Origin of the sequence: Candidatus Avelusimicrobium sp. (assembly GCF_051874775.1) — a bacterium.
Lineage (GTDB): Bacteria > Elusimicrobiota > Elusimicrobia > Elusimicrobiales > Elusimicrobiaceae > Avelusimicrobium.
In genome coordinates, this window is the sequence record NZ_JBJEGE010000035.1 from 1 (window position 1) to 13244 (window position 13244).

General features: G+C 49.6%; 14 protein-coding genes. 11 read left to right on the top strand and 3 right to left on the bottom strand.

Annotation, left to right across the window (positions count from 1 at the left end; all coding sequences use genetic code 11):
* Positions 1–103 precede the first annotated feature (103 nt).
* Positions 104–475 (bottom strand): TraR/DksA family transcriptional regulator, encoded by a 372-nt coding sequence (locus ACI351_RS07605; RefSeq protein ID WP_439734646.1) that lies wholly within the window; start codon positions 473–475, stop codon positions 104–106.
* 175 nt (positions 476–650) lie between these two features.
* On the opposite strand from ACI351_RS07605, the gene ACI351_RS07610 reads away from it, so the two are divergent.
* Positions 651–2435, top strand: coding sequence for an ABC transporter ATP-binding protein (locus ACI351_RS07610; protein WP_439734647.1), 1785 nt, complete (start codon positions 651–653; stop codon positions 2433–2435).
* A 540-nt stretch (positions 2436–2975) separates the two neighbouring features.
* Here ACI351_RS07610 and ACI351_RS07615 read toward each other — a convergent pair.
* Complete coding sequence (locus ACI351_RS07615) at positions 2976–3656, bottom strand: hypothetical protein (protein WP_439734648.1); 681 nt, start codon at positions 3654–3656, stop codon at positions 2976–2978.
* A gap of 511 nt (positions 3657–4167) precedes the next feature.
* Between ACI351_RS07615 and ACI351_RS07620 the strand changes: the two genes are divergently transcribed.
* From ACI351_RS07620 to ACI351_RS07640, 5 genes are all read left to right on the top strand, one after another.
* A complete protein-coding gene (locus ACI351_RS07620; protein WP_439734649.1) occupies positions 4168–5559 on the top strand; it encodes a YfcC family protein in 1392 nt (463 codons plus the stop codon).
* 39 nt (positions 5560–5598) lie between these two features.
* Complete coding sequence (locus ACI351_RS07625; protein WP_439734650.1) at positions 5599–5928, top strand: hypothetical protein; 330 nt, start codon at positions 5599–5601, stop codon at positions 5926–5928.
* Positions 5929–6067: 139 nt separating this feature from the next.
* Positions 6068–6550 carry a type IV pilin protein gene (locus tag ACI351_RS07630; protein WP_439734651.1) on the top strand — a complete coding sequence of 161 codons (483 nt, stop codon included), beginning with the start codon at positions 6068–6070 and terminating at the stop codon, positions 6548–6550.
* A 369-nt stretch (positions 6551–6919) separates the two neighbouring features.
* Positions 6920–7366 carry a hypothetical protein gene (locus tag ACI351_RS07635; RefSeq protein ID WP_439734652.1) on the top strand — a complete coding sequence of 149 codons (447 nt, stop codon included), beginning with the start codon at positions 6920–6922 and terminating at the stop codon, positions 7364–7366.
* Entirely contained in the window at positions 7363–8673 is a 1311-nt protein-coding gene (locus ACI351_RS07640; RefSeq protein WP_439734653.1) for a terminase large subunit domain-containing protein, read from the top strand. Before ACI351_RS07635 ends, ACI351_RS07640 begins: the two co-directional genes overlap by 4 nt.
* Before the next feature lie 276 nt (positions 8674–8949).
* Here the strand turns inward: ACI351_RS07640 and ACI351_RS07645 are convergent, their stop codons facing one another.
* Complete coding sequence (locus tag ACI351_RS07645) at positions 8950–9132, bottom strand: hypothetical protein (RefSeq protein ID WP_439734654.1); 183 nt, start codon at positions 9130–9132, stop codon at positions 8950–8952.
* Positions 9133–9213: 81 nt separating this feature from the next.
* On the opposite strand from ACI351_RS07645, the gene ACI351_RS07650 reads away from it, so the two are divergent.
* The 5 genes from ACI351_RS07650 to ACI351_RS07670 all read left to right on the top strand — a co-directional run.
* Complete coding sequence (locus ACI351_RS07650; protein ID WP_439734655.1) at positions 9214–10758, top strand: portal protein; 1545 nt, start codon at positions 9214–9216, stop codon at positions 10756–10758.
* A 211-nt stretch (positions 10759–10969) separates the two neighbouring features.
* Positions 10970–11278, top strand: coding sequence for a hypothetical protein (locus ACI351_RS07655; protein WP_439734656.1), 309 nt, complete (start codon positions 10970–10972; stop codon positions 11276–11278).
* Positions 11271–11876, top strand: coding sequence for a hypothetical protein (locus ACI351_RS07660; RefSeq protein WP_439734657.1), 606 nt, complete (start codon positions 11271–11273; stop codon positions 11874–11876). The genes ACI351_RS07655 and ACI351_RS07660 overlap by 8 nt, the downstream gene beginning before the upstream one ends.
* A gap of 45 nt (positions 11877–11921) precedes the next feature.
* Positions 11922–12899 carry a major capsid protein gene (locus tag ACI351_RS07665; RefSeq protein ID WP_439734658.1) on the top strand — a complete coding sequence of 326 codons (978 nt, stop codon included), beginning with the start codon at positions 11922–11924 and terminating at the stop codon, positions 12897–12899.
* An 8-nt stretch (positions 12900–12907) separates the two neighbouring features.
* Positions 12908–13244 (top strand): Bbp16 family capsid cement protein (locus ACI351_RS07670; RefSeq protein ID WP_439734659.1); only part of this gene is annotated, 337 nt, incomplete at its 3' end.

Genomic DNA, 13244 nt, shown 5'->3' on the forward strand with positions numbered 1-13244 from the left:
AAACCTGCTGTGCAGGAGGATATTTTTTGCGTATAAAAACCCTCGGCAAAACCGAGGGGTAATGTGTAAAAGCACTGTAAAGCGTTGCCAAGCCACCAACGGATTAGCTGTTGTGTTTTTCGGTTGAGTGCTGGCAGTTTACGCAATAACGCGCAAAAGGGAGCGCTTTAATGCGTTTTTTGGGAATCGGCTGGCGGCAGTATTCGCACGTGCCGTAAATCCCTTTGTCAATTTTGCGCAAAGCCGCTTCGATTTGTTCAATCGTATTATGGGCATTGCCGGAAAGTTCAAACAGAATTTCTTTATCCAAGCTGCGGGAAGCGTCGTCGATAGGGTCGCCCACCTCGGCTTCGGGCATATCTAAATTTTTTTTATCTTTAAGCCGCGCGGCGGCTTCTTCTTTTTGGGCGAGCAGGTGCTGCTTAATTTCTTTTAGTTCGGCAGCGGTAAGCGTTTCTTTGTTAGCTTTTTTCATAACCATATCAAAATCCTCTGAATCGGTAAAATCGGCGCGCCGGCGCGGTTGCGCCGGACGCTGTTTGATAGTTTAGCAAAGTACGCTTGTTTTTTCAACCCCCGCACGCCAACGGACAAACGGCTCTCTAATTGTTATAATGGAAGAAGCCCCTTGTTAGGAGAAAATTTACTTTATGAAAAATATACTTACCCGTCCGATAGGAGAATTGGTAACCGGACATCCTTTGATTGTAAACTACAAAAAAATGTGGCCGTTTATCAAACCTTACTGGTTCCGCGCTATGTTGGGTATTTTGTTGGCGCTGCCGGTGGGCGCGCTGGATTCGGTTATCGCTCTTTTTATGAAGTCGTTTACCGATGACGTTTTAGTTGCCAAAGACGCGCTGATGGCTACGTATATTCCGGTTTTGATTGTCGGGTTTGTGTTGGTGCAGAGCACTTTAACATATTTGGTAAAGTATTTAAATACGTGGGTGGGCAGCAAAATTACGCTTTCCGTACGTAAAAAACTGTTTAAAAAATTGCTGACGATGCACAGCGGGTATTTTGATACGACCGACTCCGGCTATGTGCTTATGCGTTATAACAACGACGCCGATACCGCCTGCAACGGCCTGATTAAAAACCTGCGTATGATTGTTACGCGCGTTTTTTCTTCCATTACGCTGATAGGGGTGCTGTTATATAACTCTTGGCAGCTTACGTTTATTGCCGTTGGTGCATTTGCGGTAGCCGGCGGATTGATTTTTGTCGTGCGCCGCAAACTGGAAGAGTTGGTCCGTAATACGATTGTAGTCGGTTCTGTGGCTATGCGCGCTTATAATGAAACGTTCAACGGTAACCGTACCGTTGCCGCCTATAACCTGCAGGAAGACCAAGAACGCCGCTTTGAGCACCTGATGGACCGCGTGTTCGATTTAAATATGGGTATGGTAAAGCGTACGGGGTGGCTGTCACCCGTGATGCACTTTATCGTGTCGCTCGGCTTGGCCCTTGTGTTCTGGCAGAGCAGCTCTATGATTGTGAAAGGTACCATTACCAGCGGTAACTTTACGTCGTTTGTAGCCGCGTTGCTGATGTTGTATACACCCGTTAAAAGTATGGGGGATAATTACGTCGATATCAAGCAGGCGTTTTTATCTATTGACCGTATTTTTGAGATTTTCTCCCTTAAAACCGAGATTGAAGATAAAAAAGACGCCCGTACCCTTGACGGCGTTAGAAAAGAGATTCGTTTTGAAAAAGTATGGTTCGCCTATAAGCCGGATACTTACGTGCTGAAAGATTTGAACCTGACCGTTCCCGTGGGAAGCACGGTGGCGTTGGTGGGCAATTCGGGCGGCGGGAAATCCACCGTCGTCAGCTTGCTGCCGCGCTTTTACGACGTGACCAAAGGCCGCGTTTTAATTGACGGGGAAAACGTGAAAGATTTTACGTTGAAATCGCTGCGCGACCATATCGCTGTCGTGTTTCAGGATAACTTTTTGTTTTCCGGCACGTTGCGCGACAACATCTTAATCGGCCGCCCGGGGGCGACGGAAGAAGATTTGAAAGAAGCTATTAAAAACGCCCATTTGCAGGATTTTATCGCTTCGCTGAAAAAAGGGTTGGATACGGAAATTGGCGAGCGCGGTATTACGCTTTCCGGCGGCCAGCGCCAGCGCGTGGCGATTGCGCGCGCGTTTGTACGTAACGCCGATATCGTCATTTTGGACGAAGCGACGAGTGCCTTGGACAATAAGTCCGAAGCTGTGGTGCAGAAGGCGCTAGAAAACTTGATGAAAAACCGTACTGTGTTTGTCATCGCCCACCGTCTGTCTACCGTGGTAAACGCCGACAAAATTGTGGTGCTTAACGAAGGCCGTGTGGTGGAAGAAGGAAAGCACGAGGATCTGCTAAAGATTGAAAACGGCGCGTATGCGGCGTTGTATAATGCGCAATTTAAGAAGAAAAAATAACCGGTATTTACTACGTATAGGTATTATAAACAGAGGGTAAATGTTTCTTATCCTCTGTTTTTTTTTGTTGGGCTCAGACTGATAGTGGTCTGACAAAAAGGAGTCCTCCGCGTTTGTTCAACGCGGAGGACTATTTAGTCGACTCTTCCATTTCTATACGCTCGCTTTCCCCTAAAGGGCGCTTGCAGTTTAAGAGTTTTGCCGTGCCGCACGCAGCCTGAGACCGTTTGCTACGGCCCACGTCCTTGGGAATCTCCCTGTCGTCCTCAGACGAAAGGCCCAAAGCTTGTGAACCGCACCTGCAATCCGGCGAACTTGCTGCGCCGCATATCTAAACAAAGAACTCTCATTTTCTGCCCCCTCCGCGTTGTGCGCCGCGTTCTTCACGTGTGCGCCCTACACAAAGCGGAACAGTTTCTTCCGGCGCACCGCCTAACATCTTGTGGAAAGACTAATGCACACGGGGACGTTTTCTGCCCGTCCACCCCAACGGGGATATGAATAGTATAATGGTTTTTCGGCTAAAATCAAGGGGCGTTTTTAAAAAGCGTCCGTTATTTTCAACACTGCTGTTGCCAGCGGGATAATTTCGGCGAGGGAAAAACGGGCTTTCTGTGTTCCGTTTACTGCGTAAAGACAGGCCATTTCTCCGAGGATTTTCACGCGTGTTAACTGTGTTTTTCCCAGCACGCGTACGATCATAATCTTTCCATTTTCCAGCTCTTGTGCTGGCCGAAAGAGGAGCAGCGTGTTTTTTTCGTGCGGGCCGGTATTGTCCGTAGTGGCAAGGAGCCATTTTCCGCCTTGGGCCGCACGGCGGGGGAAAGTCCACCATTCGGCCACATCGCTCTCTTCATATAATGGAAAAGCGGCGGTAACGCCGGTTAACAGCGGTACGGAAACGCTGTTTCCTTTTTGAGTAAAATTGTCAACACTGTAAGCGTTTGATCCATCCAGTGCGTCGTGTAAGGCGTCCGGCGTACGGCGGGGCTGCATATCCGGATATGTGGTTAAAGGCGGAAATAACCGCATCACATCGTATGAGTCCATAGCGAATAAGTGTGCCATTTTTGCTAGAAATCCTTTGGACGGACGGCGTTTGCCCGTACTCCATAACGCTACAGTAGCGGTGGATACTTGCAGTATTTTTGCTAGCTTTGCCTGCGCTCCGCGCAAAACGCCGCCGTTCCATTTTTCTAATTGTTTTTCAAATTTATTCATTATCGGTACCTCTGAAAATAAACTAGCGGGATGCCTGATTAAAAAACGCTTGACAAATACTAACAATACTTACTATACTAACTTTATGAAAAGCGTAACCATCCGCTTTTCATCTTACCGGCGTACAAGGGGTATCTTCCAAGAAACCGAAAGAACACCGAATATGGAGTGGTTTAACCTTCTAAACCTGCGCCGCGCCCGCGGCGTTTTGGCTCCGTTGCGCCTGAAACTGCATAATTCTGCCCGGAACTATGTAGTTTATTGTAGCAAATAAAAAGCCGTTTGGGTTAGCAAAGTTAACGGATTGGCGATCTTCCCCGAGTGAAAAGGGCTTTTGGACGCGCAAGCGTACTTTGCTCCCAACGGCTGCAATAGTATGAATATGATGATAATAATGGATGTGTTACTTGGGCTGCTGGGAATTGGATGTTTATGCGAATTTATCCGTTTTTCCAAGCCGTAAAGCAACAGGATTTTCCTGCCGGAAAGCGAAATAATCTATAATATATAAATGAAATCCGGATTTTCCATTAACATTTACGGCCTGATTTTTGCCATTATGCTGGTTATGGCCGCTTTGACGTACCTTCTCCCCGCCGGACAGTATGATACCGTTGAAAAAGACGGACGGACATACACGGTGGCGGGCTCCTATCATCACGTATCTGCCAACCCGCAGGGAATCGGTTCGGTGCTGACAGCTCCTGCTAAGGGCTTTCGTGACTGTGCGGATATCATCGTGTTTATTTTTATTACGGGTGCAGTGTTTACCATTTTGGAACGTACCGGCACCGTAAACGCCGTGATTTTGGGAACAAGCTATTTGTTTTCCCGAAAAGAAACGCTAAAAAAATTTTTTATTCCCGTATCTATGCTGCTTTTTTCGCTGGGCGGTGCGGTATTTGGGATGGAAGAAGAAACTTTAATTTTTATTCCGCTTTTTATTCCGTTGGCGCTGTCGCTCGGTTATGATACCGCCGTCGGTGTAAGTATTCCGTTTTTAGGTGCGTGGGTGGGATTCGGTTCGGCGTTTATGAATCCGTTTACGGTGGGTATTTCGCAGGGAATTGCCCAGCTTCCGCTCTATTCCGGTTTGGGATACCGTTTACTGGTGTGGGCCGTATGTACGGCGGTGGTTATTCTTTTTGTGGCACTCTATGGGGAAAAGGTCCGCAAAGACCCCAAAAAAAGCGTTACATACGAAGCCGATTTGGAACGCCATAAACATTTGCATTTGAACGTCCTTCAAAAGCCGGAATTTAAAAAATCGCATATTTGGATTTCCCTTATTTTTGCGTTGGGAATGGGTATTTTGGTATACGGCGTGGCCGTGTTTCACTGGTATATCGTGGAGATTTCCGGTCTGTTTTTGGGCGTGGGGATCGTTTGCGCCGTCATCGGCCGGCTGAGTTTGAACGAAACGACGGACGCGGTAGTGGACGGTGCGCGCAGTATGGTAAGCGTATCGGTTATGTTGGCGCTTGCCCGCGCAATTGTGGTTATCGCTTCCGACGGGCGTATTTTAGACACCGTGCTGAATGTGATTGTGAGTGGTATCGGGCAGCTTCACCCGCTGCTAGCCGTGGAGGGAATGTTTTGGGCGCATTCGTTTATTAACTTTTTTGTGGCGTCCGGTTCCGGCCAAGCCGTGCTGACGATGCCTGTGATGATTCCGCTGTCGGACTTAATCAGTGTCAGCCCGCAGCTTTCCATTTTGGCGTATCAGTTCGGCGAAGGCTGGACGAACGCCATCATTCCCACCGCTCCCGTTACGATGGCCGCACTGGGAATGGCGGGCGTGCCGTGGTTGAAATGGGCGCGCTGGAACCTGCCGCTTCAAATTATTTTAGCTGTTCTTTCTATGCTGCTGTTAATTCCGCCTTATTTATTCAATTGGAAATAGCCTTTCTTTATAATGGCCCCTTTCCAAGGGGCCTTTTTTATGAACTGTTCCGCTAAAATCGATCTGGAAAACGGGATTTTTGCCCGTGCTGCCCGCTTGGGCCTGTGCGTTTATGCGCGCGGGGGAGAGTTGTTTTGCACCTCCCCTGATGAAAAATTGCGGCAAATGTTGGGGGTATACAACCGCTTTTTCGCGGCAGAAAATAGACAAGCGGAGGGGGAAGAATATCCGCCGCATATCTGGGGTTCTTACCGACGGGAAACAGCCGTGCTGGGGTATTTGCCTGCGGTCGTTTATCCGCCGGATTTGGAAATGGAAATCCGTTGGTTGGAAAATACGGTGCCAAAAGGTGGGGGACCAAGGGGTTGACCCGTTTTTTTTTTTTGATACGATAGGACTGTTCTGTAGGGTTTTTGCGTGGGAGATCTTGATTGTGGTTTGTTTCGTCAAAATCGGTAGAATCTGCGCAGAAACGAACGGGATGATTTTTTTAATAGGAGAAATGAATATGAAAGGTTTTACCTTGATTGAATTGTTAGTTGTTGTTTTAATCATTGGTATTTTATCATCGGTAGCGTTGCCGCAATACCAGAAAGCGGTAATGAAAAGCCGCACAGCAGAGGCTTGGGTAAACTTAAAGACCCTTAATATGGCGGGAAATACGTTGTGTTTGGAAAATCCGTCGATTTCGGGAGACTATTATGTCCCTTCTGTTAAACAAGCTTTGGCTGTTGACGTTCCTAGTACTGGGAATTTTGATTATTCAGGGCATATCAATTGTAATTACAGTACTCCGGTAGCTTTTGCGGCACACTATCGACATCGTCCGTATGTGATATTGTGGATGAATGCCAAAACGGGCCGCCGTTCGTGCAGTTCTAGTGGCGACGGGTGCAAGCAATTAGGTTTTACCCACCAAAGCTCCAGTGCTGATGTTTGTACCCAAGGAGACAGCGGGTGTGGAGCTTCAACCTGCTACTACGCCGACTAAACTGACGTAAATGTTGCCGTGAAAGTTCCCGTGTCAAAAACGGGGACTTTTTTATAAAAATATATCTGTAGTCCGCGAGGGGAGCGCACGGTGTGTGAGAAGCTGTTATACACCTCTTCGTTATTTCCGATTCCCCTTCCGCGTCATTCCCGAGGGGAAGGTCACGCGGCGTGCGCCGCGCAGCGGGCGGAATTTTTGCATGGTTATTTGACATATCTTGTTTTTTATGCTATAATATACAAAATTACAAATGCGAAAGAGATGCTTTGTAATTTTTTTATCTCTCCGTTTTCTTTCCTTTATTTTTCCGAATGAGTCCGCGCGTTTTTGCGCGGCGTTGCCGTTTATTTTCTTATTCGGAGTAATTTTATGCCAACTAAAACCGTTTCGTCCGCCAAGGGCGTTTGCCGCGCGGACAAAAAGCCCGCGCCGCTTCGTTATCAGGCGGAGTTTTGTGCGCGGTTGTTGTCTTTTTTTGACGTGCCCGCATTCCGTGTGACTGAGGTAATGAAGCGCGACGGATCCGTCTCGCTGGTGGAAACCGCGGCCGAACTCCCTACGTTTGCCGCGTTTGCCAAGTCGCTCGGCACAACATGCGCTGTATTGGAAACGTGGGAGAAGAAACATCCCGCATTTCGCGCGGCGGCCCAAAAAGCGCGTGATTTACAAAGCAATATCCTCATCCAAAACAGCTTGCGCGGAAATTATTCCGCTTCGTTTGCCGTTTTTACGGCTAAAAATCTGTTGGGTTGGCGCGACGGAAAAGAGGATACCGCTTCGTCCGCTCCGATCGTCGTGCGCTGGGAGGATAAATGAAAACGTCTTCCGTGGTGATTCCCTATCACCCGCGTCCGGCTCAGGCGCTCATTCATCCGCAGTTGGAAACGCATCGCTTTTGCGTACTGGTTACGCACCGCCAGTTGGGAAAAACGGTTTGTGCCGTCAATCATTTGCTTAAAAAAGCGCTTCAAAACAATAAACCTCATCCGCGTTATTTTTATATTGCACCGTTTTTGAAACAAGCCAAGATGATTGCTTGGGATTATTTAAAGCGTTTTTCTGCCCCGCTGCCGGATGTAACCGTGTCAGAGGCGGAATTATGCGTTCGTCTGCCTAACGGCGCGCGTATTTGGGTGGCAGGGGCCGATAATCCCGACGCGCTGCGCGGTACATATGCCGACGGCGTAGTGCTGGACGAGTACGCTCAAATTAAGCCCGACGTATTTAGCGAAATCGTTCGGCCGATGCTCCTTTCCCGTATGGGGTGGGTCGTTTTTATGGGTACGCCTAAAGGCCAAAATGCATTTTATGAGTTGTTTAACCGCGCCCAAAAAGCTGCGCGAAACGAGCCGAGTGTCTGGTGGGTGGGCGTGTTCCGCGCCGATGAGTCGGGCGTGATTTCGGCGGGAGAGCTGGCACGTTTAAAACGGGAAACTCCGGAAAGAGTGTTCCGTCAAGAATACCTGTGCGATTTTACGGCCAGCGCGGAAAATATTCTGATTCCTATTGACCAAGTTTCCGCAGCCGTCGCGCGGAGATATGCTTCCGCCGAACTGCGCGGCGCTCCGCGCGTAATCGGTGTGGACCCTGCCCGCTTCGGCGACGACCGGAGCGTTATTTTTATGCGTCAAGGACTGCAAGCGTTTGCCCCGCTCGTATTTTGTAAATTGGATAATATGGCGTTGGCGGGGAACGTCGCACGGCAGATTGATGCCTTCCGTCCGGACGCTGTTTTTGTGGATGCCGGTTGCGGCGGCGGCGTGATTGACCGTTTGCGACAGTTGGGGTTTACGGTTACGGAGGTGCCGTTTGGCGGAACGCCTTTCCGCGCAGGACAGTATGCCAACAAGCGCGCAGAAATGTGGGGGGAAATGGCGCGGTGGATTGCGGCGGGCGGGGCGCTTCCCGACGATCCGGCTTTAAAGGCAGACTTGTGCCAAGTGTGTTATGATTACGATTCCTCCGGCCGGTTGCGCTTGGAGCCGAAAGAGAAAATTAAAGAACGTTGCGGCCGGAGCCCCGATTTGGCCGACGCGCTTGCTTTGACATTTGCTTCTCCCGTCCGCCCGCGCAGCCTGCGGGAAAGCGGCGAGTTCGCCCTTAGTGAATATGAAGTGTTGTAATTTTTACAAGGGCCGTGTTTAGTAAATAAGATAAGATGTAAAGCATTTCCTGCCCTTAAATTTTAGCGCTTTATCCGTCTGAGAAAAAACTTTAAAAATAATGCTTGACAAATAAATATATTTTATGATATAATTAAAAAATAGAAGTAATCCTCAAGTTATATCCTTTTAAACTATCCTGTATTTTTTTGTTGTAACGGTTAATTATTTTGTTTTGCGGTCTTTTTATATAAAAAACCGCTTCTTTTGAAGCGGTTTTGCGTAAATCCGTCCGGTTTAGGCGACCGGAGTAAACGCCGTAACCGTTACTAAAATTCCTACCAGCAATAACGTAAGCAAAATGGCTGCCGTCATAGCGGCTTTCTTGCTTCCCTTCGGAAACACCTTGCGGGTAATGATATAAAACCCGGGTACCGCCAACAATACCACAAACAATAAAATCGCAATTATACTCATCATCGTTTTACCCTCCTGACTCTCTCTGCTATCCTAATAAATTTTCACTTCTTTTTCTCTCCTTCTTTTGTATTAGACCGTTTTATGAAACAAAACCATACCGATTATATGCGTCTTTATGACGAAATGAAAAACGAGCGAGCCTCTTGGCTGCCCGTTTGGAAAGACCTCAGCGCTTATTTGGCGCCTACGCGCGGCTTCTTCGACGGGCAAACGCCCAACAACGGCCGCCGCGCCGATCATAAAACCCTGCTAGATTCTGATCCGTGTCTTGCTGTGGAAGTGCTGTGTGCGGGGATGATGTCCGGCCTGACGAGTCCGTCGCGCGGGTGGTTTGATTTGTCGCTGTCACCTGAGGAACTGATGGAATTGGCCGGCGTGCGGGAGTGGGTATTTGAAGTAAAAAAGCGCTTAGAAGAAGTGTTTGCTAAAAGCAACCTCTACGGAGTGCTCCACGGTTTCTATCAGGAAATTGCAGTATTCGGTACTGCTGCGTTTCTGTTGGAGGAGGACTGCGAGAAAGGGATCCGCTGCCGTCCTTTTACGGTAGGGGAATACTGTTTGGGAACCGACTCTGCCGGGCGTGTTAACCGCTTCGGGCGCGAATTTTTTATGACTTCCGCCCAAATGGCCGAAGCTTTTGGGAAAGAAAATCTGCCGCCTGTTCTGCGCCGCGAGTGTGTGGATGGAAAAATGGGCAGTTGGCATAAAGTCTTTCATCTCATTTTACCGAACGCAGCCCAAGATCCGATGAAAGAGGACAACCGTACGATGCCTTTTTCTAGCGTTTATTTTATGGAAGGCGGACATCTTTTGCGCCAAAGCGGATACCGCGAATTTCCGGTCATTGCCGCACGGTGGGAGGTCAAAAATGCTTGTGATTCCTACGGGCGCGGTCCCGGGTGGAAGTGTTTGGGTGACGTAAAAATGCTGCAAAAAATGCAGAAAACAAAACTCGTTGCGCTCGATAAAAGTACCAATCCGCCGATGATGGTTTCTGCCGGCGTACAGGGCGAAGTTAACCTGCTCCCGGGAGGTATTACCCGCTATAATGGTACAACCGATGCTGCCGTACGTCCCGCCTATCTCGTCCAGCCCGATTTAAATGCGTTGGAAGCCTCCATTGCGCAGGTGCGCTCTACAATCCGGGCCCAATTTTTTGCCGATGTCTTTTTATCGCTCTCCAGCCAGAATTATTCCAATATGACCGCCGCCGAAGTAGCCGAGCGCCGTCAGGAAAAAATGTTGGTTTTGGGGCCCGTACTTGAACGGCTTAAAAATGAATTATTGGACCCGCTTATTGACCGTTCGTTTAATTTGTTGGCGCGCCAAGGCCTGTTGCCTCCTGCTCCGCCCAGCGTACAAGGACTTGAAATGAAAGTGGAATATGTTTCGATGATTGCACAGGCGCAAAAGGCGGCCGGTCTGTCTGCCTTGAGCCAAGGCTTGGCTTTTGCCGCAAATGTGGCTGCAGCAAAGCCCGAAGTCCTTGAACGCGTGGATTATGATTGCGCGCTGGAGGAAGGCTTAAAAGCGCTCGGCGTGGCACCCGCTCTCTTAAAAAGTCCGCAGGATACGGCGGAAAACAATCCGTCTGCGGACGGGACGGTGCCGGCAGGGACGGTTTAAGGAAAAATAAAGAGAAAAAGCCCGCGCGCGGACGCGTCTTTATAAGCGTAACGGTCCGGCGCGGCGGCGGGGAAGAATTTTCCGGCGGATATTCCCCGTTTCTAATACCACAAACAAAAGGCCCGCAAACAGGCGTCTCAAATTATCGAACGCTGTTGCGGGGCGGGGAAGCGGAGTGGGGCCGGAATCACTCCGCTTTCCGAAAAAATTTATGAATGAAAAACAACTCCAAAAACGAAACGTTTGCGATTTGCAGACTGTTCTGAAAACCGTGCAGGGCCGCCGCGTATTATGGCGTATTTTGCAAGCCTGCCAACTGCGCCGCCACGCTTTCGTGGCCGGCGACGCGTACGCGACTGCCTTTCAATGCGGACAGCAAAGCATCGGGCTGTTCGTGTTGGGAGAAATAGAGGATGCCTCTTGCGGCGCTTACGCGCAGATGAGAGGGGAATATCTGTCCGAAGTAACTTCCAAACAAAACGAAATCAACCGTAAAAACGAGGAGATAACCAATGAGTGAATCTTTAAATCAGCCGCAAACATCGGCTCAAATGCTGCAAAATACCGTTTTAAACGCTCCGTCTGCTGCGGCACAGGCCGCCGAAGGCGCGGATTGCGGACTTGAAGCCGTAAACCAAACCGAACTGCGGACGGAAAACCGCCAAGACCCGCCGTCTTACGACGGCCTGACGCTGCCGGAAGGTTTTGATTGCGCACCCGAATCGTGGGACGCTTTTAAAAACTTGGCGCGTGAAATTAACTTGACACCTGAGCAAGCCCAAAAACTGGTGGAGTATGAAGCTTCCCTCGCCGGACGTGCCACAAAAGATGCCGCTGATGAAAAACGCCGTACGCTGGAGCGTTGGGCGGACGAAACCCGCGCGCTTTACGGCGCAAAACTGGAGGAGGAAATTTCGTACGCGCTGCGCGCCGCCGACACATTCGGCGGGCCAGACTTGCGTGCGCTGCTGGAGGACACGGGGCTTGGCAACCATCCCGTTATTATCCGTACGTTAAGCGGAGTGGGCAAATCCATCAGCGAGGATTCGTTCTGCGGCGGAAAACCCTCCGCCCCCAAGGACAAAACCTTTGCCGAGGCGTTGTACGGAAAACAATAAAATACCCGTTTCCAAACGTGGAAAAAATATACAGGAGAAGAAATAATGGCAATTATTGCAGACAAGCAGTACAGTTTGGTGGATTACGCCAAACAGTTTGATCCCTCCGGCCAAGAACTGGCCATTGCCGAGGTGCTAAGCCGGTCCAACGAAATCATCGCCGACGCACTGGTAACCGAAAGTTCGCTCGACAGCGGGCACGAATACGCCGTACGCACCGGCATACCGGAAGGCACTTGGCGGCGCGCTTATCAAGGCATTGAACCCGCCAAGGCCACGACTAAAGTAGTGGTGGAGTCTTATGGCACACTTTCCGCTTACAGCGTAGTGGATAAGTTAATCGCCGAAAAGGGCGGGCATACCGAAGCGGTGCGGACGGGACAGTCTAAGGCGATTATTGCGGGAATGTCCAATACGATGGCTTCCAACTTGATTTACGGTAATGTCGGGCGTAATCCCGAACGCTTTACCGGTCTAGCTGCACGTTACTGCGAGTTGGACGGCGCGGAATCTTCCCGCAATGTGATTGACGCAGGCGGCAGCACCGATGGGCAGAACTCGTCTATTTATCTTGTCGTATGGGATACCGACAAAGTATTTACATTCTTCCCGAAGGGATCCAAAGCAGGTATTCAACGGGTGGATCACGGGCTCGTCAACCATATTGATGCGGACGGAAATGAATATCCCGCCTACAAAGAATACTTTGAATGGAAGCTCGGGCTGGCTGTGCAGGACTGGCGTTTTGCCGGCCGCATTTGCAATATTGATGTGATGAATGTTCCGTCAAACCTGATTGACCAAATGTGCGAATTGGAAGAACGTATTCAAAGCTTGTCGATGGGCCGCCCCGTGTGGTATATGAACCGCACCGTCAAAGCCGCCCTCAGAAAGCTGACCAGCAACAAAACCAACGTTCAGTATACACCGGATCAGATAACGTCCCGCCCGCTGATGACGTTTAACGAAATCCCCGTACACGTGTGTGATGCTATCGTCGACACCGAAGCTGTAGTAAGATAGGAGGAACTATGTTGTTAGACCAAAATACTGTACTGTCCGACGGACAGCAAATTAGCGCCAGCGGCGCATCTGCTAACGTGATTGACAACGGTGCTGCCGGAAATGCGGCGGCCGGAGCGTTGTTTATCGTATGTCAGACAGAGGAGACGTTTGCGGGAGTAACTGCTTTGGAAGTAGCTTTGCAAACTTCCGATACGCCGTCTTTTACATCCGTTTCCACCTTAGCTAAAGCATCATTTGGCGCGGCGGATTTAACGGCCGGCAAATTGTTATTGGCCGCACCCGTGTCCTTAGGGATGAAGCGTTATTTGCGCGCTTATTATACCGTTACAGGTACCGGAACCG